This window comes from Roseovarius mucosus, assembly GCF_002080415.1.
GTDB classification, from domain to species: Bacteria; Pseudomonadota; Alphaproteobacteria; order Rhodobacterales; family Rhodobacteraceae; genus Roseovarius; species Roseovarius mucosus_A.
Genome location: NZ_CP020474.1, coordinates 3,974,269 through 3,995,484, shown reverse-complemented (window position 1 = coordinate 3,995,484; position 21,216 = coordinate 3,974,269). Strand labels below are relative to the sequence as shown.

24 protein-coding genes and 1 riboswitch are annotated in these 21,216 nt (G+C 62.4%); of the genes, 10 read left to right on the top strand and 14 right to left on the bottom strand.

Annotated elements, in window-relative coordinates:
• Positions 1-2: 2 nt before the first annotated feature.
• A complete protein-coding gene (gene bchO, locus ROSMUCSMR3_RS19120) occupies positions 3-875 on the top strand; it encodes an alpha/beta fold hydrolase BchO (RefSeq protein ID WP_081508400.1) in 873 nt (290 codons plus the stop codon).
• A gap of 106 nt (positions 876-981) precedes the next feature.
• Here bchO and ROSMUCSMR3_RS19115 read toward each other — a convergent pair whose 3' ends face one another.
• Positions 982-1,992 (bottom strand): GGDEF domain-containing protein, encoded by a 1,011-nt coding sequence (locus tag ROSMUCSMR3_RS19115; RefSeq protein ID WP_081508399.1) that lies wholly within the window; start codon positions 1,990-1,992, stop codon positions 982-984.
• Positions 1,989-2,591: a heme NO-binding domain-containing protein gene (locus ROSMUCSMR3_RS19110; RefSeq protein ID WP_081508398.1), complete on the bottom strand. Its 603-nt coding sequence runs from the start codon at positions 2,589-2,591 to the stop codon at positions 1,989-1,991. Before ROSMUCSMR3_RS19110 ends, ROSMUCSMR3_RS19115 begins: the two co-directional genes overlap by 4 nt.
• Positions 2,592-2,718: 127 nt before the next feature.
• A riboswitch (TPP riboswitch) is annotated at positions 2,719-2,818 on the top strand.
• 45 nt (positions 2,819-2,863) lie between these two features.
• Here ROSMUCSMR3_RS19110 and ROSMUCSMR3_RS19105 point away from each other — a divergent pair.
• The 4 genes from ROSMUCSMR3_RS19105 to ROSMUCSMR3_RS19090 all read left to right on the top strand — a co-directional run bounded on the left by ROSMUCSMR3_RS19105 (position 2,864) and on the right by ROSMUCSMR3_RS19090 (position 6,208).
• The gene (locus tag ROSMUCSMR3_RS19105; protein ID WP_081508397.1) at positions 2,864-3,589 is read left to right on the top strand and encodes an ABC transporter ATP-binding protein; all 726 of its coding nucleotides are present in this window, start codon (positions 2,864-2,866) and stop codon (positions 3,587-3,589) included.
• A 12-nt stretch (positions 3,590-3,601) separates the two neighbouring features.
• Positions 3,602-4,258, top strand: a complete 657-nt coding sequence (locus tag ROSMUCSMR3_RS19100) for a TenA family protein (RefSeq protein ID WP_081508396.1) — start codon at positions 3,602-3,604, stop codon at positions 4,256-4,258.
• Positions 4,255-4,998, top strand: a complete 744-nt coding sequence (locus ROSMUCSMR3_RS19095; RefSeq protein WP_081508395.1) for an ABC transporter permease — start codon at positions 4,255-4,257, stop codon at positions 4,996-4,998. The genes ROSMUCSMR3_RS19100 and ROSMUCSMR3_RS19095 overlap by 4 nt, the downstream gene beginning before the upstream one ends.
• A 394-nt stretch (positions 4,999-5,392) precedes the next feature.
• Positions 5,393-6,208 carry an Abi family protein gene (locus ROSMUCSMR3_RS19090; RefSeq protein WP_081508394.1) on the top strand — a complete coding sequence of 272 codons (816 nt, stop codon included), beginning with the start codon at positions 5,393-5,395 and terminating at the stop codon, positions 6,206-6,208.
• Between the two features lie 139 nt (positions 6,209-6,347).
• Here the strand turns inward: ROSMUCSMR3_RS19090 and ROSMUCSMR3_RS19085 are convergent, their stop codons facing one another.
• The 4 genes from ROSMUCSMR3_RS19085 to ROSMUCSMR3_RS19070 form a co-directional block, all read right to left on the bottom strand.
• On the bottom strand, positions 6,348-7,910 hold the full coding sequence (locus tag ROSMUCSMR3_RS19085; protein ID WP_081508393.1) for a trimethylamine methyltransferase family protein: 1,563 nt from the start codon (positions 7,908-7,910) through the stop codon (positions 6,348-6,350).
• 100 nt (positions 7,911-8,010) lie between these two features.
• On the bottom strand, positions 8,011-8,898 hold the full coding sequence (locus ROSMUCSMR3_RS19080) for a DMT family transporter (protein ID WP_008282108.1): 888 nt from the start codon (positions 8,896-8,898) through the stop codon (positions 8,011-8,013).
• A complete protein-coding gene (locus tag ROSMUCSMR3_RS19075; RefSeq protein ID WP_081508392.1) occupies positions 8,895-9,587 on the bottom strand; it encodes an HAD family hydrolase in 693 nt (230 codons plus the stop codon). The genes ROSMUCSMR3_RS19080 and ROSMUCSMR3_RS19075 overlap by 4 nt, the downstream gene beginning before the upstream one ends.
• A complete protein-coding gene (locus ROSMUCSMR3_RS19070; RefSeq protein ID WP_087148889.1) occupies positions 9,584-9,862 on the bottom strand; it encodes a DUF3572 domain-containing protein in 279 nt (92 codons plus the stop codon). Before ROSMUCSMR3_RS19070 ends, ROSMUCSMR3_RS19075 begins: the two co-directional genes overlap by 4 nt.
• Before the next feature lie 92 nt (positions 9,863-9,954).
• On the opposite strand from ROSMUCSMR3_RS19070, the gene ROSMUCSMR3_RS19065 reads away from it, so the two are divergent.
• Entirely contained in the window at positions 9,955-11,346 is a 1,392-nt protein-coding gene (locus ROSMUCSMR3_RS19065) for a diguanylate cyclase domain-containing protein (protein ID WP_237183488.1), read from the top strand.
• Here the strand turns inward: ROSMUCSMR3_RS19065 and ROSMUCSMR3_RS19060 are convergent, their stop codons facing one another.
• The gene (locus ROSMUCSMR3_RS19060; protein WP_237183487.1) at positions 11,347-12,357 is read right to left on the bottom strand and encodes a helix-turn-helix transcriptional regulator; all 1,011 of its coding nucleotides are present in this window, start codon (positions 12,355-12,357) and stop codon (positions 11,347-11,349) included. It lies immediately after the preceding gene.
• 34 nt (positions 12,358-12,391) lie between these two features.
• Here ROSMUCSMR3_RS19060 and ROSMUCSMR3_RS19055 point away from each other — a divergent pair, with 34 nt between their 5' ends.
• From ROSMUCSMR3_RS19055 to ROSMUCSMR3_RS19045, 3 genes are all read left to right on the top strand, one after another.
• The gene (locus ROSMUCSMR3_RS19055; RefSeq protein WP_081508390.1) at positions 12,392-13,204 is read left to right on the top strand and encodes a cysteine hydrolase; all 813 of its coding nucleotides are present in this window, start codon (positions 12,392-12,394) and stop codon (positions 13,202-13,204) included.
• Between the two features lie 138 nt (positions 13,205-13,342).
• Positions 13,343-14,218 carry an S-methyl-5'-thioadenosine phosphorylase gene (locus ROSMUCSMR3_RS19050; protein WP_081508389.1) on the top strand — a complete coding sequence of 292 codons (876 nt, stop codon included), beginning with the start codon at positions 13,343-13,345 and terminating at the stop codon, positions 14,216-14,218.
• Positions 14,219-14,465: 247 nt separating this feature from the next.
• Complete coding sequence (locus tag ROSMUCSMR3_RS19045; RefSeq protein WP_008282101.1) at positions 14,466-15,005, top strand: adenine phosphoribosyltransferase; 540 nt, start codon at positions 14,466-14,468, stop codon at positions 15,003-15,005.
• 31 nt (positions 15,006-15,036) lie between these two features.
• On the opposite strand, the gene ROSMUCSMR3_RS19040 is transcribed toward ROSMUCSMR3_RS19045, so the two are convergent.
• The 6 genes from ROSMUCSMR3_RS19040 to ruvC form a co-directional block, all read right to left on the bottom strand.
• A complete protein-coding gene (locus tag ROSMUCSMR3_RS19040) occupies positions 15,037-16,059 on the bottom strand; it encodes a transporter substrate-binding domain-containing protein (protein WP_081508388.1) in 1,023 nt (340 codons plus the stop codon).
• Positions 16,060-16,063: 4 nt separating this feature from the next.
• Positions 16,064-17,146 (bottom strand): transporter substrate-binding domain-containing protein, encoded by a 1,083-nt coding sequence (locus tag ROSMUCSMR3_RS19035; RefSeq protein WP_081508387.1) that lies wholly within the window; start codon positions 17,144-17,146, stop codon positions 16,064-16,066.
• An 87-nt stretch (positions 17,147-17,233) separates the two neighbouring features.
• Positions 17,234-17,905 (bottom strand): hypothetical protein, encoded by a 672-nt coding sequence (locus ROSMUCSMR3_RS19030; RefSeq protein ID WP_198385554.1) that lies wholly within the window; start codon positions 17,903-17,905, stop codon positions 17,234-17,236.
• 80 nt (positions 17,906-17,985) lie between these two features.
• Complete coding sequence (gene ruvB, locus ROSMUCSMR3_RS19025) at positions 17,986-19,014, bottom strand: Holliday junction branch migration DNA helicase RuvB (protein WP_081508385.1); 1,029 nt, start codon at positions 19,012-19,014, stop codon at positions 17,986-17,988.
• A gap of 3 nt (positions 19,015-19,017) precedes the next feature.
• Entirely contained in the window at positions 19,018-19,680 is a 663-nt protein-coding gene (gene ruvA / locus ROSMUCSMR3_RS19020) for a Holliday junction branch migration protein RuvA (protein WP_081508384.1), read from the bottom strand.
• Positions 19,677-20,183, bottom strand: a complete 507-nt coding sequence (gene ruvC, locus ROSMUCSMR3_RS19015) for a crossover junction endodeoxyribonuclease RuvC (RefSeq protein ID WP_037298364.1) — start codon at positions 20,181-20,183, stop codon at positions 19,677-19,679. The genes ruvA and ruvC overlap by 4 nt, the downstream gene beginning before the upstream one ends.
• A gap of 310 nt (positions 20,184-20,493) precedes the next feature.
• On the opposite strand from ruvC, the gene ROSMUCSMR3_RS19010 reads away from it, so the two are divergent.
• Positions 20,494-20,691 carry a DUF1127 domain-containing protein gene (locus ROSMUCSMR3_RS19010; RefSeq protein ID WP_008282093.1) on the top strand — a complete coding sequence of 66 codons (198 nt, stop codon included), beginning with the start codon at positions 20,494-20,496 and terminating at the stop codon, positions 20,689-20,691.
• A gap of 77 nt (positions 20,692-20,768) precedes the next feature.
• On the opposite strand, the gene ROSMUCSMR3_RS19005 is transcribed toward ROSMUCSMR3_RS19010, so the two are convergent.
• Complete coding sequence (locus ROSMUCSMR3_RS19005; RefSeq protein WP_037298290.1) at positions 20,769-21,113, bottom strand: hypothetical protein; 345 nt, start codon at positions 21,111-21,113, stop codon at positions 20,769-20,771.
• Positions 21,114-21,216: the final 103 nt, after the last annotated feature.

Below are 21,216 nucleotides of genomic sequence, written 5' to 3'. Positions count from 1 at the left end.
CGATGGACTGGCAGCGCGATCTGGCGACTTGGCCGCTCAACGCCCAGTCGCGCCGCATTCACCATCCCCCCCACCAATGGCATCTGCAGGAAATGGGCAACGGTCCTCTTGCCCTTTTGCTGCACGGGGCGGGGGCCTCGACCCATAGTTGGCGCGATCTGATGCCGCTTTTGGCGCTAAGCCACCGGGTCATTGCGCTGGATCTTCCCGGTCAGGGGTTCTCGCGCGCGGGAGACCGGCGGCGGCTGGGCCTGCCCGGCATGGCCGGGGATATCGCGGCGCTTTGCCAGTCGGAGGGGTGGCACCCCGATCTGATCCTCGGCCATTCCGCAGGCGGGGCCATCGCGCTGGAACTCGCCACGCGGCTGAGGACGCCCACAGACCAGCCGCCCGATATTGCCTGCGTCAACGCGGCCCTTGGCCCGTTCGAGGGCGTGGCGGGCTGGCTCTTTCCGGTTCTCGCCAAGGTTCTGGCACTCAATCCGCTGACGCCCACGCTCTTTACCCTTGGCACCGACAAACTCACCCGCGCCCGCCGCCTGATCGAGAGCACCGGATCGCGCCTCACGCCCGAGGGGCTGATGCTCTATGCGCGGCTGATCGGGGACCGTGCGCATGTCGATGGCACCTTGCAAATGATGGCCCAATGGGATGTCGCCCCGCTTCTGACCCGGCTGGGCGCGATCCCCAATCGCTGCCTCTTGATCACGGGCACCAGCGATCTGGCCGTCCCGCCAGAAACCTCCGCGCGCGCCGCCGCGCAGATGCCACGGGCGCGCACGCTGTCTTTGGATGGCCTTGGCCATGTGGCCCAAGAAGAGGATGCCGCGCGCGTTCTGGCCGCAATCCTTGATCCGGGCAACTGGCCCGACTGATGCGCTTCGGGTTTACGGTGAAACACCGAAACGGTGTGGCTGTTTGATTTGGCGCGATGTCCTACAGGGAAAGCCTGTCAACTTTCTCTGAAACTGCGTTAAGCGCTCAGGCGATGCCATGCGCCGGGGCCGCGCGTGGCAATGGGCTTTCGTGAAACCGCGCACAGCCGCGACCCCGCCCCTTGGCAGCATAGAGCGCCAGATCGGCATCGGCCATCATCCGCACGGGTTCGGGGCTGTCATAGGCACAGCTAAGCGTGATGCCGATACTGCCGGAAATCCGACAGTGCTGCGCGCGATAGGGAACCGGCTTTTCCAGCCGGGCAATCATCCGATCTGCCAAATCGCCCACGGGTGCCCGCTCTGTCATGCCAAGCAGCAGGATCACGAATTCATCGCCCCCCACACGGGCAATCAAATCATCGCTGCGCACCTCGTCGCGCAGGCGCCGCGCCACCTCTTGCAGCACATGATCGCCCGCCGCATGGCCCAATGTGTCATTCACCTGTTTGAAAAAATCGAGATCGAGATGCAGCAGCGCGAAATCCTGCTCACTCTGCATCAACCGATCCAGCACATGGTCAAGGGCGCGGCGGTTCCGCAGCCCCGTCAACATATCCGTAAACGCCTGCTCTTCCGCGGCAATGCGTGCGCCCTGCAAGCGCAGGTTCAGCTTGCGCGAGGCGTCCATCGCGGCGGATTTTGCCTCGATCAAATAGAGCATCTCGGTCGTCAGATCCGTCGCCGCAAAGTCAGCGCCGGTCAGGTCAAAGTCGCGCACCGCCTCGACCACGGAAATCCCGAACGAGAGATTCACCACCGCCCCGCCCCCCGGTAATGGCAAAAGCACGCCCTTGAGCGCCGTATGGGGGGCCGCGCGCAGCCGCAGCCGAAGCCGCGCCCCGGCGGAGGCCAGAAGATCCGCCATATTCCCCGCCTGATGCGGGCGGCGCAGTTCGATCAGATCCAGAAACCGCATGCCCTGCAGCGCGCGCGCACCAAAGAGCTTGGCAAAGGTTGGCCCCGCCTGCACCAGATGGCCCTCGGCATCCAGAACCGCATGCATCGGGCAAAGCCCCGCAAGCAGCGGCAAAAGCCCCCTATCCTGAACAGTCATGCCGCGCTTTCCCCAAGCCCCAGAGCAAAGGCCCGCCCATGCGCGAACCCCTCATCCAACAAACGCACCTCAATGATTTCATAGTCCGCGCCATCCCCCTGATGCTCGACCAGCGCAAGCGCGCCATAGTCATCCGCCATGGCGCGCAAAAGCCCGACCACCACCGGGCCAAGCCGCAGATCATGCCCCTTGGGCAGCCCCACATGCAGAGCATAAACCCCCGCCCCCCGGTCTTGTAATTCCAGCGCAGGCAGCCCCAGATCGGCGACTGCAAGGCGCGCGCGCTCTGGCAGATCATCAAGAGAATGCAGAAACTCCACATAATCCACCCCCCCAAAGCGCAACAGACGGCGCAGCGCCTCGGTCGCGGGGTGCGAGACCAGATAGGTACCGATATCCTCAAGCAGATCGTCACGCCTGCGCGCCAATCGCGCGCCAACCGCGATCAACACCTGTTCGGTGATGCGCGCCTCGTAGACCATCATCGCTTCAAACTCGGTAAAACCCAGGTCCAACCGTTGAATCGTGCCGATCCAGACATCGCGCCCATAGGTATCCCTGACAAATCGCTCAATCGCGCGGTTGACCAGCCCGTGCATGACACCCTCCTCTCAGATGCCTGCATCCTGACAGCCAAGGGTTAAAGCCCCCTGAACATCTAAAATCCTCAGTATATTGCAGCCCCTATCGCGCCCTTGTCATCTCAGAGCGCTGCGGCTACATCTGAGGCATCCGTTGGGGTGCCCCTTGGGGCTGAGAGGTCTTGCACCAACCCATCGAACCTGATCCGGCTCGCACCGGCGGAGGGAACGGAAACCGCGCAGCGGCGCGCCATCCCCCTGCCCGCGAGCCCTGTTTGAAGAGGCCGCGCATGTCCGCCCCGCCCAGTCTGACCCTTGATGGCCACGCCCGGATTGGCGCTGTACCGGTATTTGGCCCACTGCGGCTGACCTTGTCCGCCGGGCGCATCACTTGCCTGCTCGGCCCTTCGGGCGTGGGCAAAACCACGGTGCTGCGCCTGATCGCCGGGGTGGATGAGGTGACAGAGTTTACTGGCACGATCACAGCCTCTGATGGCGGGCCACTGTCAGGGCGCATGGCGCTGATGGCACAGGGCGACATGCTGATGCCGTGGCTCGATGTGCTGGGCAATGTAACGCTTGGGGCGCGGCTGCGCGGGATGTCGCGCGACGTGGCGCGCGCGCGCGAGATGCTGGCGCGGGTCGGTCTGGCCGACCATGCAGACAAGCGGCCTCATGCGCTCTCGGGGGGGCAGAAACAGCGCGTGGCACTGGCCCGCACGTTGATGGAGGACCGCCCCATCGTTTTGCTGGACGAGCCGTTTTCGGCGCTCGATGCCCGCACCCGCGCGCAGATGCAGGATCTTTCGGCCACCCATCTGGCAGGACGCACAGTCCTGATGGTCACACATGACCCGGCTGAGGCCGCGCGCATGGGCCATGCCATCCACATCCTTACCGAAACCGGGCTAGAGGATGTGACCCCGCCCGCAGCCCCGGTGCCACGCGCCGTGGATGACCCCGAAACTCTCGCGGCGCAGGGCCGTCTTTTGGCCCGCCTGCGCGCCCCCGCCTGACAGGAGAAAAAGATGCACCCCACCGAACACCTCAAATCCCTTGTGGCCACCGATTGGCAGGCCGCCACCCGGCACCCCTTCACCGATCAGCTTGCGGCGGGCACGTTGCCCAAGGCCCGCATGCTCGCCTATCTGCAACAGGATTACCTTTTTATCGAGGATTTCGTGCGGCTTCTGGCCTCTGCCATCGCCCATGCGCCCAGCCTGCCCGATGCGATCCCGGCGGCACAGTTTCTCGGGCTGATCTCGGGGCCAGAGAATACCTATTTCCTGCGCGCAATCGCGGCGCTTGGCGGAACAACTGAGCCGCCTGTAACGCCCCATCCGATCACAGCCGAATTTCAGGCACTGATGCGCGCGGCGGCAAAATCAGGCAGCTATGCGCAGATGATTGCGGTCCTCAGCGTGGCCGAATGGACCTATCTGGATTGGGCCAGCCCGCACGCGAACCGCGCCGCAGACCTGCCGTTCTGGTTCGGGGAATGGATCACCCTGCACAGCGGGCCGGGGTTCGAGGGGGTTGTGACCTATCTGCGCGGTCAGCTTGATCAGGTCTGGCCCAGCCTCACCCCCGAGGATCAAGCCGCCGCGCAATCCGCCTTTGTTACGGCAACACGTCTCGAACGCGCCTTCTTTGACGCGGCCCTTGCCGGATACCCCGCCGCATGAGCCGCCTTGTCACCATCGCAAGTTCGACAGCCCTTGCACTCGTGCTTTGGCAGGCGCTGGTGACGCTCGCGGCGCTGCCGCCCTTCATTCTGCCCGGGCCGGGCCGCGTGGCGGAAACCCTCTGGGCCAGCCGCGCGCTGATTGCCCATCATGCCACCATAACGGCGGCAGAGGTGTTGATCGGTCTGGCCCTGGGCGCAATCTTGGGCGGTCTTTCGGCGATTGGTCTGGCCTCTTCGCCCATGGCGCGCCGGCTCATCCGCCCGATCATGGTATTCTCCCAAGCGATCCCGGTCTTTGCCCTCGCGCCCATCCTCACGCTCTGGTTGGGCTATGGCCTCTGGTCCAAGGTCGCGATGGCGCTCCTCATCATCTATTTCCCGGTCACATCGGCCTTTTTTGACGCGCTGATGCGCACGCCGCCGCAGTGGCTCGACCTCGCGCGCGTCATGGGGGCGAACCGCGCGCGGCTCATGTGGCATATCCGCGTGCCCGCCGCCCTGCCGGGCTTTGCCTCGGGTCTGCGCCTCGCGGCCGTCTATGCCCCCATCGGGGCGATCATCGGCGAATGGGTGGGGGCCTCCAAAGGGCTGGGCTATCTCATGCTGCTGGCCAATGGCCGCGCCAAGATCGACCTCATGTTCGCGGCCCTCATCGTGCTGGCAGTGCTGACGCTCCTCCTGCACGCCGGGGTGGACCGTGGGTGTCGAAAGTGGCTGGATGGCAAGGCGGTGGGGTGAGGAGAAGCGTTTCGCGCGGTATCGCGGCCTAACGTTGGATTCCGCTTTGTGTCCAAACTGCATGATGCTAAGCTTTGCGCGAATGGCCGGATTTCAGGAATGGGCCCAAACCTGCCAAAATCAAGTTGAGTTTCGCCGAGGGCTTGTGGACAAGATTCTGCAAAGATTTCGAAAGTCGAACCGTAATTATCAAGAACGACCGTTTTTGGCCATACAAGTCAGCCGTCGTCCTGAGGCTTTGCAAATACGGCGTTGGTATAGGTATGATAAGCTTAAAAAGCTTAAGGCCACCCTTTGGGCGGCCCAGCTAGAGCGTCGGGGGTCCGTCACGAACAAGCGCGCTGCCGACCGTATCCCGACGTTTCAATGCTGAGTTTAGTGAGAAGCACAGTAAATGTCAAGATTTCTGTCAGCGGCTGACATGCAGGTAATACAAAACTTGCTCTCAGCTGAAAGGCTAGCGACCTTCCAGGGGCTAACGAAGTCAGGGGCTCCCGAGGATGCGATAGAGCTCCATCAAACTACCATGAGCTTGGGTGTATCGATCATGGCCGTCACAGGGTTAATCGAAGTTTCCCTGCGTAATGCCGTTTGCCACGCCATGAACAACAAATTTGGAGGGAGCCATTGGTTACGCACACCTCCCCCAAACACGTTCAGGTGGGCGTCCTTGGAAACCGGGTCCATCGGGAAGGCCACGCAGCAAGCACAACGAGCAGCGTATTCGAAAATGACTGGGGATCAAAAGACCGCCTTGGATGTCCAAGCATATTCCAATGGTGTGCCACAAAATGTAAATCACCGAACGATTGCCAAAAGGCGCCAATCCATGATCACCGTGCCCGACAGTCAGGTGATCGCTCAGCTCACTATCTTCTTTTGGAAGCGGATGTTTTCAGAGAATTACGAAAAGACGCTCTGGAAGCAAGTTTTGAAAAAGGTCTTCCCCAACAAGACGCTTGATCGATCAGATATCGCAGACCACCTCGAAGTCATTTACGAAATGCGAAACCGGCTGGCCCACCATGAGCCGGTGTATGGAGCTCGCCTTAGAAAAACTCTTGAATCCATCGATTTCGTCACACTCAATCTTTACAGCACAAAGCCTTCAGTTGAGAGTCCATTCGCTAAACTGATCATGCCCCAGCGTGATTTGCTGCATGGGCAAGTGGCGATTTTTGAAGCTACATTCATGCGTCTTGCGCGATGAGATAGGCTACTTTCACTCAGAAATTCACTCCCAATCCCCCACTTACCTTTATCTTGCCCCAAATACCCCTACCGCGCCCGCCGCCCCACGCTCCGCCGGAATACCGACGCGGGTAAAGCACCCCGTTTCCGGCCCGATATCAGAAATCCGTCGGTGCCCCACCCTCAGCCTTACGCCGCGCCACGAAATCTGCCAGTTCCTCGCGCACCGCGTCCTCCATCGGGGGGGCCTCGAACCCGGCAATGATGTCCTGAAACACCTGATGCGCGCGCGCCGGGGTCCAGACTGCACCTGCCGCCTCCCATGCCTCGTAATTGCGCCAATCACTCAGGAAGGGTTGATAGAACGCCGTCGTATAGCGGTCCTGCGTGTGCTGGATGCCAAAGAAATGCCCCTTGTCTCCCACCTCTCGGATCGCCTCGATTGCGATATCGTCAGGTCCGGTGGCGGTCAGCATCGGGTCCATATAGCGCTGAATTTGCTGCAATATTTCGCAGTCCATGATGAATTTCTCAGGGCTTGCAATCAGCCCACCCTCGAGCCAACCGGCCGCATGATAGACCATATGCGCCCCCGCCTGCACCGCCGACCAGAGGCTGTTTGACGTCTCCCACATCGCCTGCCCATCGGGCACGTTCGCGGCGCAGACGCCAGAGGCACGCATCGGCAGCTTGTAGAACCGTGCCAATTGCCCGGTCATCTGTGTCGCGCGCATATATTCGGGCGTGCCAAAGGCAGGTGCCCCGGATTTCATGTCGACATTGCTGGTGAAGGTGCCAATCGCACAGGGCGCGCCGGGGCGGATAATCTGCGCGAGAACCACCGCGCAAAGCGCCTCTGCGATCGACTGCGCAACCGCCCCCGCCATCGTCACCGGCGCCATGGCCCCGGCCAAGGTGAATGGCGTCACCACCAGCCCTTGACCGCGCCGCGCCAGGCGCATCCAGCCATCCAGCATCGGATAGTCATGCTTCAAAGGAGAGGTCGAGTTGATGTTGGTATACATGCGCGGGCTGGCCTCGAATTTCTCGTGGGTCAGCCCCCCCGCGATGCGCACCATTTCCATCACATCATCGACCCGCTCTGCGCCCAAGCTATAGGCGTGCATCGCCTTGTCGGTCAGCGTCAGCTTGTCATAGAGCACATCAAGATGCCGGACGCTGGCATGAATATCCTGCGGTTCCACCGGGTAGCCGCCTGCAAAGTGGATACAGTTGAAATACTGCGTCAGTTTCAACAGGTTCTGGCACATCTCGCGCGTGCCCGCGACCTTGCGCCCGATCTTCATATCCCAATAACTCGGCGGTGAAGACACATTGCCGAAATTCAGATGATTGCCGCCCATGGTAATCGTGCGGTCGGGATTGCGCGGCGTGATGGTCCAGCTTTCCGGGGCCCTGCCAATGATCTCCATGACGAAATCTCGGCCCATGCGGACATTCTCGCCATTGATCTGGCAGCCGCCAGAGGCGCGCAGGATCGCCACCGCTTCAGGGTTGAGAAACTCAATCCCGATCTCTTCGAGGATCCGCATCGCGCCATCATGGATGGCCAGAACGCCCGCATCCGTCAATGGCTCTGTCGGGCGGTCGCGGTTGATGGGCGGGTTCCACGGCATCTGTTCGATCACGGCACTGCCGCGCCGGGCAACCCCGCCTGCGCGCCCGCCACTGCGTGTCCTGCGTTTGAGATCTTCGGCCATCTGATGCCCCTCCGGTGCTCGTTTGAGCTAACGAAACACCGCTCAGGGCAGCCTCACATGCCGCTTAGCGACGTATCCTGTCGTTTTTGCTTTTCACGGATCACGATTGCAGCGCCATGCGCCGCCGTCCCGTCTGCCAGAGGTAAATCGCCAGGCTCACCACCACAATCGTACCGCCCAAAAGCATCATTGGTGTGGGCCCCTCACCCGTGCCCAGCCAGACCCAGAGCGGACCCATCACCGTTTCAAGCAAGAGCAGCAGGCTCACATTCGAGGCATGGGTATAGCGCGACGCGAGCGAGAGCGAAAAGAACGACACCGGCAGGATCACAAGCCCACAAATCGCAATGGCCCACACTTCGCCCTGCATCATCGCGGCAGGTCCGGTCACGATCACGCCCGTGGCCCCCGCCAGAACCGCCCCCAACCCGATCACCAAGAGGATCGGAACCTGCGGCTGCGCCCGCAGGATCACAAAGTTAAGCGCCAGCACCATCGCCACGCCCAATCCCGCAAGCGCCCCCCAAAGGGCGGCGCGGTCCAGCGTGACATCGCCGTGACCTCCGCCAAAGACTGCCAGCGCAATACCTCCCATCACAACGGCAATGGTGATCCATGTGGCCAAGCGCGTCGGCTCTCCGATGATGGCCCGCGCAAAAATCGCGGCAAAGACCGGCACCGTCGCCACGGCAAAGAGCACGACAGCAACCGGCGCATTGGCGATGCCAAGACTGAAAAGCGTTGCATTGGCATATTGGCACACCACGATACCAATCGCGTAACCACTGGCCAGAATGCTCAGGTCGCGCAGCCGGTGCTTGGAGGTCAGAGCCCAGAGGATCAGAAACACCAGCCCCATGAGCAACCCGCGCCAGCCGACCATCTGATAACCGCCCATGCCCGACCACCGCATGAAAAGCGCATCCGGCGTCAGCATCAGCGCGCCGAACGTCGCCAGCGCCAGCCCAAACAGCGGGTGTTGCCTCATGCGGTCAGCCAAGCCGGGATATGCCCGATGTCAGGCAGGACGATATCAGCCAGCGGCTCAAGATCGCTGCAAGTGGCGGTGCCGGTCAGCACGCCCACGCATTGCATCCCGGCCGCACGCCCTGCCACAAGGTCATGTGTGCTGTCCCCCACCATGACCACACGAGCAGGCTCGAGCGCCATGGCGCGCGCAAAGGCCAAAAGCGGCCCCGGCGCGGGCTTGGCCCCATAGCCGGAATCAAACCCGGCGATAAAATCGAAATGCCCAAGCACACCGGCCGCCCCCAAGTGCGCGCGCGCGCCGTATTCCGTGTCATTGGTCATCACGCCCAGCCTTAACCCCCTCGCCGCAAGCCCTTCGAGATAGGGCGCGAGCGGCACAGCCGGGGCCAGAGGGGCCGAGCCTGAGGACATCATCAGATGTTCTTCTATTTCTTCTATGGCGCGGCCCGGCAAGGCCCGCCCAAGACATTCGGCCGCCTCGCGGTTGGTGCCCGCGATGATCGGGCTTGTGGGGTGAAAGCGCCGCGCCACCAAATCATAATGCGCCTCATCCGCCATTCGCGCCATGACATCGGCATCGCCCGCCGAGAGATCAGAAATCACCCCATGGGCCCAGACGCTCCAGGTGGCGTGGAAATCAAACAGCGTGCCGTCCTTGTCAAAGAGAATTCCGTCAGCCCTGCTCATGTCCAGCTCATCTGCGCCCCGCCCGGCAGCGCCGCGCGCGCCATCATCGGCGTTTCGTATTTCAACCCCTGCGCATCGCAGAAGCCTACGATCCATGCGTCATCCATCATCAGGAAATCCAGCACGGCCCCCAGAAATTCGGGTTCCGTAGCACGCGCGCGCACATCCTGTTCCGAGGCCCCCGTCGCCCCCAAGAAGACCGGCAAAAGATCATCTTGCGTCGCAAGCCAGCCCAGCGCCTGCAAGGCAATTGTTTCGGCGGTTTCCTGCTGCATCGTGATCCCGGTTAATTTCTGGAAAGGTTTTCTTAACCTCTGCCATGGATAGTGAACCAATCGTAAAGGGCAAGAGCAAAGGCGTCGCGTCCATGTCAGGAAAAATTCTGATCGTCGACGATCTTGCAACCAACAGGATCGTGTTGAAGGTCAAATTATGCAGCGCACATTACGAGGTCGTGCAGGCGGCGTCGGCAAAAGAAGGTTTGCGCCTTGCTGCCGTCGAGCGGCCCGATCTCATTCTGGCCAATGCGCAGCTGCCTGATGCCACTGCGGCAGACTTCGTCAAATCCCTGCGCCGCTCGGATGAAACAAGGGCCACGCCGATCATGATTCTCCAGATGACGCACTGTTCAGCAGAACGTCGCCTAGCCCTCAGCGCCGGGGCGGATGACGTCCTGAGCAAGCCCGTGCCCGAAGCGCTGCTTTTGGCCCGCCTGCGCAATCTGCTGCGTCAGCATCATGGTGAACAGGAACTCAGCCTGCAAATCGGCAGCACGCAGGCTTTGGGCTTTGCCGAGGCCCCTCCAGGCTTTGACGCGCCCGGTCGCATCGGCATCATCGCGCGTACCCGCGCCGGGGCCTTTGGCCTGCAAACTCTGCTCGCGCGCTATTCACCCCATGTCACGTCCGTTATCGACGCAGATCGCGCCCTTTCGTTCTCAGATGCCCCACAGCAGGCCGATGTCTATTTGCTGCAGATCACCGGCGCCGAGGCCGAAGAGGGCCTGCGCCTTCTGGCTGACCTCAAGGCCGCCCCGCGCAGCCGTGCCCGCCCGATCATCGCGCTTGTAGAGGCCGATGCCGCGGCCCTTGGCGTGACCCTGCTCGACATGGGCGCGGATGACGTGATCACAGGCCCTCCCGACGCACGAGAGCTGATTTTGCGCCTCTCCGCACAGCTGCGCCGCAAACGGCGCGGCGAACGACTGCGCAGAGCATTGCGCGACGGGCTGAATGCGGCCATGCTCGATCCGCTGACCGGAGCGCATAACCGACGCTTTGCCCTACCGTTCCTGCAACAGCTGATCGAAACCAGTCAGCTTTCGGGCGAAAGCTTTGCCGTCATGTTGGCCGATCTCGATTTTTTCAAACAGGTCAACGATCGCCACGGGCACGCAGCCGGTGACCGGGTGCTTTGCGAGGTCACGCACCATCTGCGCGCGCATTTGCGTGAAGGCGACATGCTTGCCCGGATCGGTGGCGAAGAGTTTTTGATCGTGACCCCGGCCACCAGCCGCAGGCGCGCCCAACGCACCGCCGACCGGCTCTGCGCCATGATCGCGCAGACTCCAATTCCGCTGGCCAGTGGCCTTGCCCCACTGCATGTGACCATCTCAATCGGTGTGACCATGGCAACACCAGCACCCACCCGTCCGGCAGCAAGCGTCGGGCAATTGTTGGAAGAGGCGGATCGCGCGCTCTATGCGGCCAAGGCGCAGGGGCGCAACATGGTCACATTCTGCGCCCGCTCTGCCGCGTAGTCACCGCTCTTTCCCCAGCCGAAACGCGCGCGGCGACTGCCCCCACGCCTCGACAAAGGCGCGGCTAAAGGCGCTGCGGCTGGCAAATCCCACCATCTGCGCTACCCGCTTGACCGGCACGCGCTGATCCACCAAGAGCTGCGCCGCGCGCGCCAAGCGCAGCGCGCGTAGAAAACCCATCGGCCCCTGCCCATAGGCCGCCTGAAACCGCACCGCAAAGCGCGACCGGCTCATTCCCGCGGCCTCAGCCAGACTTTCCAGAGCATGCGGCGCACCGGGATCGTCGAGCATGGCACAAAGCGCGCGCCAAAGCCCCGGATCAGCCAAGGCGCCCAGCCACATGACCCCCGGATCACCCGCCTCAAGCCGCCCTCGCAACATCTCGATCACACATTGCAAGAGCAACACGCGCACCATGGCCCGCCCGCCGGTGCGGTGCTGCACGACCTCACCCAACAGCGTCTCCATCGCCCGCGCGGCACCCGGTGTCGTGGTCAAATCCAGACTGAGCGGCGCGCGCATCAGGTCAATCAGCCCATGCGTGCCCCGCAATCCCAGATGCAGTCGTGCGCAAAGCACCACCATCGTGCCCTCGCCCTCGCCCCGCGCCACATGCTCTTCAAGATCAAGCCCGGCAGGCCTGCATTCAGGCACCATTGTTGCGCCGGCACCGGTGTGGCTCAGCGAATGCCGCGCACAAGACGGCACCAGCACCAGACGCCCCGGGGCCAGCAGGATCGGCGCATGGCCTTGCAGGCTTAGATACCCCTCGCCACTCAGCACGTAATGCAAGGTCGCCCCCGGCACCCGCCCCAACCCAAGGCTACACACCCCCTCCAGCGCGCAAAGCGCAAAGGGCTCGGGCTGTATATCGAGCTCGCTCAGGATACGGTCATGGGTCTCTGTGATCTGCATGGTCGATAGACTGGCACGGCTGCGGTCGTATTGGCACAGAAATAATTGCTCACGCCCGAATTCGGGACGCAAAGGCACATAGCCCCTGTCAGACATTCTTTATTCAACACCCACTCAGGAGAGACAGACCATGTGCAACAATCATGACCACGACCACGAGCCGAAACTCACCCGCCGTCAGGCGCTGACCGGCACCGTGGCCATTGCCGCCGCTGCAACCGGCCTTGCCGCCACCGGCGCACAGGCGCAGGAAAACCCCTACGCGGAACCTGCAGAGCCCGCCCTTCCGCCCAGCGATATGAAAATTGACCTCTCCCGCGTCGCCCTTGTCGTCACCGATCCGCAGAACGATTTTCTCAGCCCCAATGGCGTAACCTGGGGTGTGGTCGGTGCCAGCGTCGAGCGCAACAACACCGTCGCCAATATCGAAAGCCTGTTCAAAGCGGCCAAGGCTGCGGGCATCACGGTCGCCGTGTCGCCGCATTATTACTATCCCGTCGATCACGGCTGGAAATTCGAAGGCGCATTGGAAAAGCTGATGCACAACATCGGCATGTTCGATCGCAAGGATCCCCTGTCACTGGAAGGCTTCGAAGGCTCCGGTGCCGATTTCCTCGATCTTTACAAACCCTATATCCATGACGGCAAGACCATCGTCACCTCACCGCACAAGCTCTACGGGCCAGAGCATAATGACCTTGCCCTGCAACTGCGCAAACAGGGCATCGACCAAGTGATCCTCGCGGGCATGTCCGCCAATCTGTGCACCGAAGCCCATATGCGCGAACTGCTGGAACAAGGATTCGAGGTGGCCGTGATCAAGGACGCCACCGCCGCCGCGATGCTGCCCGAAGGCGATGGTTATCTCGCGGCGCTTATCAATTTCCGCTACATGGCCAACGCCGTCTGGACCACCGAAGAGGTCGTGGCGATGCTGGGCTGACGCCCGCCGCCACAGCGCCCGCCTGCCGAGGAGGACAGGCGGGCAGGCCCGCGCGGATCACGGACCGCGCGGGCATTTTCATTTGCCGCGAACCGTCGTAACCATGGCAGAAAGAGGCACCAAACAGGATAGCGGCACATGACAAAGACCATGATCGGAGTGATCGGCGGCTCCGGGCTTTACGAGATCGACGGGTTGCAAGGGGCCGAATGGCGCGCAGTAGAAACCCCGTGGGGCGCGGCCTCTGATGCGATCCTGACCGGGACGCTTGATGGGGTGCCGATGGCCTTTCTGCCCCGCCATGGGCGTGGCCATGTGCATAGCCCTTCCTCTGTTCCGTACCGCGCCAATATTGACGCGCTCAAACGGCTGGGTGTCACGGATGTCATCTCGGTCTCGGCCTGCGGCTCGTTCCGCGAAGATCTGGCACCGGGCGACTTTCTTGTCATAGATCAGTATATCGACCGCACCTTCGCGCGCGAGAAATCCTTTTTTGGCCCCGGCTGCGTGGCGCATGTCAGCGTCGCGCATCCCACCTGCCCCCGCCTCTCGGACGCCTGTGAAACCGCAGCACAGGACGCGGGCATCACCGTGCATCGGGGCGGCACCTATCTGGCGATGGAAGGCCCGCAATTCTCGACACTGGCCGAGTCAAACCTCTATCGCACTGTCTGGGGCTGCGATGTCATCGGCATGACCGGCATGCCCGAGGCCAAACTCGCCCGCGAGGCGGAACTGTGCTACGCCTCTGTCGCCATGATCACCGATTATGACAGCTGGCATCCGGATCACGGCGCGGTCGATATCACCGCCATCATCGCGACCCTCACCGGCAATGCCGACAAGGGGCGCGACATGGTCCGCCGCCTGCCCGCTCTCCTCGGCCCAGACCGTGCGCCTTGCCCGCATGGCTGCGACCGCGCACTCGACTTTGCCCTTATCACCGCCCCCGAGAAACGCGACCCCGCCGTTCTGGCGCGGCTCGATGCGGTTGCGGGTCGGGTGCTGGGCTGATCGCCAGCGTTCACTCTTTAAAACGCAGGGTGTCACCTCACGGGACGCCCGCGCGCGCCATGCCCGATAACGCGGGCATGGCCTATCGCATCGAGAAACTTACCAATTGTCACCATTACCCATTGGGCCTCACCCTCAGCGCCCTCGCGGATCAAGGCCATCGCGCTTTACCGGATCACGCACTCAGCCCTTGCATCTACGTACCACCCGCGCCACAACATGCGCCGCACATAGCCGGAGCCACCCCATGCCGCCCCTCAAGACCGTTCAGGATTACATCCGCACCATCGTCGATTTTCCGCATGACGGTATCCTCTTTCGCGATGTGACCACGCTCTTTGCTGATCCGCGCGGCTTTCGCATGGCCATCGACCAGATGCTGCACCCCTACGCAGGCCAGCCGATCGACAAGGTGGCAGGGCTCGAGGCGCGCGGCTTCATCCTTGGCGGTGCCATCGCGCATCAGCTCTCGGTTGGTTTTGTGCCGATCCGCAAAAAGGGCAAGCTGCCCGGCGCAGTCATCTCCGAGGAGTATCAGCTCGAATATGGCGAGGCGGTGGTTGAACTCCATGATGACGCCATCCAACCCGGCGAGCGCGTGCTTTTGGTCGATGACCTATTGGCCACCGGCGGAACGGCGGCGGCAGGCATTCGCCTCATCGAGCGTCTGGGCGGAATTATCACCGGGTGCGCCTTTGTCGTTGATCTGCCCGACTTGGGCGGCCACAAGCGGCTGACAGATATGGGCATGGACGTGCACACCCTCTGCGCCTTCGACGGGCTCTAACCCCAACCCGCCACGGGCCAAAGCGATCAGCCTATTTCAACGCTTCCCAAAAGAGCGCCAGATGCCGTTGCACGATCTCGCCGTAGCGCCCGCTCTCGCGCAGCTTGGCCAGCCCCGCATTGAGCCGGTAAAGATGCGTCGTGCCGCGCCAATGGGTTTTGGAAATCACCGCATAGAGCGCCTCACGCGATAGCGGCTGATCGACCGGCACCACCTGCCCGCGCAGCCCCATGGCAACGATCTTGGCCGCACCTTCAAAGACATCAAGACTGACGGCATCCACCGCGCCCGCCATCAACAGAGCAAAGCATTCCTCGGGGCTACCGGGCTGGGTCAGGCTGATCTTGCCGTCCGCCATCCAGCGCCGGTCGGCCCGGTCCAGATCATGGGTAAAGCGCCCCATCGGACGGCAGAGCCGCTTGCCAAGAATATCAGCATCCTCGCCATAGCGAAAATCGCTATCGGCGCGCCGGAACAACATGACCGGCAGGTCCATCAAGGCCTCGGAAAAGTGAAACTCTTTGCAGAGCGTCACCTCTGGCGTCAGGCCGCAGTCGGGCTTGATCCAAGGAAAGCCCACATCATAACGTTTCTGCCCCAGCAGCGGCTCCAGATGCTGGCTGAGATCCGGGTCCCACACGATTTCATAAGGAACCGGCGAGGGGCTCAGCTCCAGCGCGGCATTGACCAGTTCCGTGATCATGCCGCCGCCGGGCCAATCCTGATCGGCAAAGGGCATATCCCCCCCGGCAGTGAGCAAAGTCAGCTCCGCCCCGCTTTGCCGCAGCGGCGTGGCATCTGGCACCGGATTCTCTGCCGGGCATGGAAGATAGAGGTCGCTCCCCGCAATCAGCGTTTGCCCCTGCCCCGCAAGCACGGACTGATTGGCGTAGTAAATCAGTGTCCATTGCTCGGCGTCGTCGTAATGCGTCTCGGCCACCTTAGCCAGCGTATCGCCGGGCTGCACCCGGTAGGTCACATCGCAGAGCGCGCGCGCAGCCTGCGGCAGCATCAGACCAATCCCCAGAATTGCGGCTGCGATCCCGCCCCGCATCACCTCAGAACCCCGCCCAAACGCGGCTCATATGCGCCTCGATGATGCTTTGATAGCGTCCGTTCGCGCGAATATCGGCCAGCCCCCGCTCGAACACCGCCAGAAATGCTGGCCCATCGGGATGCGACCGATGCACCACCATATGCATGCCCTCGATCGAAATCGGCTTACCTTCGGCCACGCCAACACGCTCGCCCAGACCCATGTCCTTGATCTTACCCCGTCCCAGAAACTCGTTAAGCACAACGCCGTCGACCTCGCCCTCGACCAAGAGCCGCAGGCAGTCGCCGGGCGATTGGGGCGTCTTCAACGTGATCACCCCGTTCTTGAGCCAGTTCCGCCCGCGTTGATCCAACATGAAGGTGGGATAGCCCGCAGGCCGACACAGGGTCTTGCCCTGCATATCCGCGTCCGATTGAAAGGCCATTGGGCGCGACTTGTCGACAAAGAGCAGCATCAGCACTTCAAACATCGACCCAGAGTAGAGCAGATTGGCACAGCCATAACTCTCGGGGTCATTGGCGCATTCCGGTTTGAGCCAAGGAAACCCGATATCCAAAAGCGCATTGGACAAGAGCGGCTCTTGATGCGCCGCCCAGTCATCAACCCAATGGATGGCAAAACCCTGCGTCGGATTGGCCGACTGCATCGCCGCCTGCACCACCTCGGTCAGCATCCCACCATTCGGCGCGTCCCTGTCGGTGAAGGGCCAGAAATCGCCCCCTGTCAGGATATTGATCTTGCGCCGGGTGGCGGCATTGCCGGGGGTTACAACCAGCGGCGCAGCGGCGGCAAGTGGCAAAGCTGGCGCGGTCGTACCGCCCTCCAGACCCGTTGGCCTGCCGTCAATACAGCGCAGCCGCAACTGCATACCCGCCCGCAGGTTGTTGGGGTCTTCGCCGATCTGATCTATGTTGGCAGAGTGGATCGCGGTCCATTTGCCCGCATCCTGATAAAAACTGGCTGCAATCAGCGTCAGGCTATCGCCGCGTTGCACCACATAGCTGCCGCCACAGCCCTGCGCCTGAGAATGCCCGGCCAAAACCCCGGCCAGAAGCAACACCACCCCACCAATAGCGTTCCTCATTAAACATTCCCCCAGATACGGAGGCACTAAGGCCAATCCGGCAGATTCGGTCAAGACGTTTCCGTCCCGCCGCCGCGCTTTGCAAGCTCAATGCGCGCCGCTCTGCCCAAGCCGGGCCGCCAGCCGCAGCGCGTGGCTTGGCTCTTGGCTGACCATGGGCAGGACCGGATCATAACTGGCCCGGATCAGCGCCCCAATCTCGGGCCGCAACACCACAGCGCCCCCCGGCAGGGCCGCCAGAGCCGAGCGATCCTGAAACGCGGCATCCGACCATAGCAGCACGCTCTGCACGATCTGGCTCAGCGCCAATGTCTCGGCGGGAACCGCACTCAGATGCACGTCCATCCTCAGAAAGACGAAACAGGCCCGGATCGCGCCCCGCTCGTCAAAGCGAAAAATGCGGTATTGATTGGCCTCGGTCGCCTCCAGCTTGGCCACCAGCGGGCCAAGATCGGGGATCAGCCGGTCCAGCCCCGGCACCTCAGGCAATTCCCGCCAGTCGCGAAAGAAAAAGAGCATGAGGTTCGCCCCCAGTTCCGGGTCGGTCTCGGCCATTTGATGCCCCGCCAGCGCCACCACCGCCTCGACCGCGCCCTTGACCACGCTCAGCGTCGCGTCATCCGTGCCAAACACCACCGGCACAATGGGCCGCCCCCAGCGAGCAAAGAGAAATTGCCCATCCGCACGCGTAAACAGCGCCGCGATCTCGTCAGGTGTCAGGGTGTCGGTCATGGGCAGGTCTCCGATTTTTGCGCCCATGTATCAAGCCAAGTTGCGTCTCGCAAATCCAGCATTCTTCTTGGTGAAAATACTCACCTTCAACGCCCGCCCCCGACGCGTCACTTGCCGAAAAGATCACTCTGCCCTTTCGGCCCAGGTGCGGCCAGCCCCAGATGCGCCCAGCCACCTTGCGCCAGCATCCGCCCGCGCGGGGTGCGTTGGATCAGGCCCTGTTGCAAGAGAAACGGCTCGATCACCTCTTCCAGCGCATCGCGGCTCTCACTCAGCGCCGCACTGATGGTCTCGATTCCCACCGGCCCGCCCTGATAAGCCTCGGCAATCAGGCGCAGATAGCGCCGGTCGGCGCCATCCAGCCCCAGATGATCCACTCCCAGCCGGGTCAGCGAACTATCGGCCAGCGCGCGGCTGATCTTCCCGCCCCCTTCCACCACGGCAAAATCCACCACGCGGCGCAGCAAACGCCCAGCAATACGCGGGGTGCCGCGCGCGCGGCGGGCAATTTCGCGCGCGCCATCAGGATCGGTGGGAATGTTCAAGAGCTTGGCGTTGCGCGTCACGATCTCGTGCAGCTCGTCAATCTCGTAGAATTGCAACCGCGTCGGGATGCCGAACCGATCCCGCAAGGGCGTTGTCAGCAGGCCCAGCCGCGTCGTCGCGCCCACCAAGGTGAAGGGCTGCAATTCGATCCGCACGGTGCGCGCCGCTGGCCCCTCGCCGATCACCAGATCCAATTCGAAATCCTCCATCGCGGGATAGAGCACCTCTTCCACCGCTGGGTTAAGACGGTGGATTTCGTCGATAAAGAGCACATCGTTGCGCTCCAGATTGGTCAGGATCGCCGCCAGATCCCCGGCCTTGGCCAGCACCGGGCCAGAGGTCATGCGAAAGCCCACCCCCAATTCGCGCGCCATGATCTGCGCCAGCGTCGTCTTGCCCAGGCCGGGGGGGCCGTGAAACAGCGTGTGATCCATCGCATCGCCGCGCTGCCGCGCCGATTGGATGAACACCGCCAGATTGGCCCGCGCCTCGCGCTGCCCGATGAATTCCGACAGGGCTTGGGGCCGCAGGCTGCGGTCCTGATCCTCTGGCAAAGCTGCGCCGCGCAGGGTCGGGTCTGGCTCAGTCATGCTTTACCCTTTCGGTGCCAGCCGCCGCAACGCGGCGCGGATCAACTCCGCTGTGGTGGCCTCGGGCGTCTCACCCGCCACCTGCGCCACGGCACCCGCCGCCTCGCCGGGGGTATAGCCCAGATTGGTCAGCGCCGACAGCGCCTCGGCCTGTGCCCCGGGGCTGGGGGGCACAGGGGGTGTGGGCACAGATGCAGTCTCGATCACCTCGCCTGTGTCCGGCGCGGCGGGCATAGGGGCCGGGGCCGCGCCCATCGCCATCACCAGCGGGGCCTTGTCCTTCAATTCGTTGACCACGCGCTGCGCGGTCTTGGCCCCGATGCCCTTGGCCGCCGTTACGGAATTCCAATCCCCAATCGCAATCGCCCGGCCAACGCCATCCGGTCCAAGCGCCCCCAGAATAGCAAGCGAGGCCTTGGCCCCCACCCCCTGCACGCTCATCAGCAGGCGGTGCCATTCCTTTTCCACCAGCGTGGGAAAGCCGAAAAGCTGCAAGAGGTCTTCGCGCACCAGCAAATCCGTATAGAGCGCGGCCATGCCGCCGACTGCAGGCAGCGCCGACAGCGTCCGCTCGGAACAATAGACCAGATAGCCGACCCCGCGCACGTCGATCAGCACATGATCGGTTCCGCGATAATCAATCCGTCCGGCGACACGCCCGATCATGCGCTGGCCCTCGCCACCGCCCGCGCCAGCATGTCTGAGGACCGCGCGTGATGCGCATGACAGATCGCAATCGCCAGCGCATCCGCCGCGTCCGGCCCGGCCAGCACAACGCCCGGCAATTGCACCTTGACCATATGCGCCACCTGTTCCTTGGCGGCATGGCCCACGCCCACCACCGTTTTCTTGACCGTGTTGGGCGAATATTCCCCCACCGTCAGCCCGTATTGCGCCGGCACGAGCAAGGCAATGCCCCGCGCCTGTCCCAGTTTCAGCGTGCCCGCCCCATCCTTGTTGACAAAGGTCTGCTCGACCGCCGCCGCCTGCGGATCAAACCGGTGCAGAATATCCGTGAGCTGCTCATAGAGCGACAAGAGCCGCGCCGCGAGATCAGGGCCGCTTGAATGGCAGATGCCATTGGCCACATGGCTTAGCCTGCTGCCCGACACCTCAATCACGCCCCAACCGAGGTTGCGCAACCCCGGATCAATGCCCAATACCCGCATCTCACTGCCCTGCCCGTTCTGGTTTTTTTCAGCAATAGCACGAAACGAGAACAAGCACCAAGCAGAATGCGCGTTCATAAACTGCCCGTTTTGCCATCGCTGCGTTGCAGAAATGTCGCGCTTTGGGATGGCACGCATGTGCGGCGAAATATTAAACCCTTTAAAAACAATGTGGTTACGCCTTGTTATACCCATGCATAAAACGCATAAGAACTATGCAATAAACTCGCCTTGCGAGAACGATAGGTGGGGATTACCTGCGGCTCAGAAACAGACATGCTCTGTCCCCTCATTCACTAGGAATAAAATCATGGCCGCTCTTGATAGCACCCGCTCACACGCTTCTCACGCCGGTTTCGGCGCAATCTTTGCCCGCGCCTTCTCGGTTCTTGCTGCATGGAACGAACGTCGCGCCACCCGCGCCGCCCTGTCGCGCCTTTCGGATCGCGAACTTGACGACATCGGCCTGAGCCGTGGCGACATCGATCTGGTGGCACGCCAGATCTGATCACTGCCTCAGATCACATGAAAAAGCCCGCGCCGGTATCAACCGCGCGGGTTTTTTTCTGTCCAGTTCGCCTGCGTTCAGCGCAGGATCGGCCGAATATAGGTCGAAAGCAGTTCACTGACCGGATCAGTCTGCATCACAACGGCGCCCGCCTGTTCCACAATGCTGCCTTGCGCCAATTGCGCCAGCCGATCACCATAGAGCGGCGCGCCCAAATGCGCGATGATCACCGCCTTGAAAAAGGTAAAACCAAGCGCGAGATAGAAAAGACCGCGTAGGGGAAGTCCGCTCTTGCGCCGCTTGGGGCGGAAAATGATCAGACCGTCTTTGCCGACTTTGCTGACATAGCCCTGCGCCAGTCGCGTGCGCTTGCGGCCAATCGCCTTAAGGCGCGAGTCGAACCCCTGAAATGCGTCACTCATATCGAGACATCCCATTATCACGACCCCCACCGCGATGAGGAAAAGCTAGGTCCAAATTGTGGCAAAACCAAGGCAACCGTGCGGGTCAGCCCCAATCCTGACG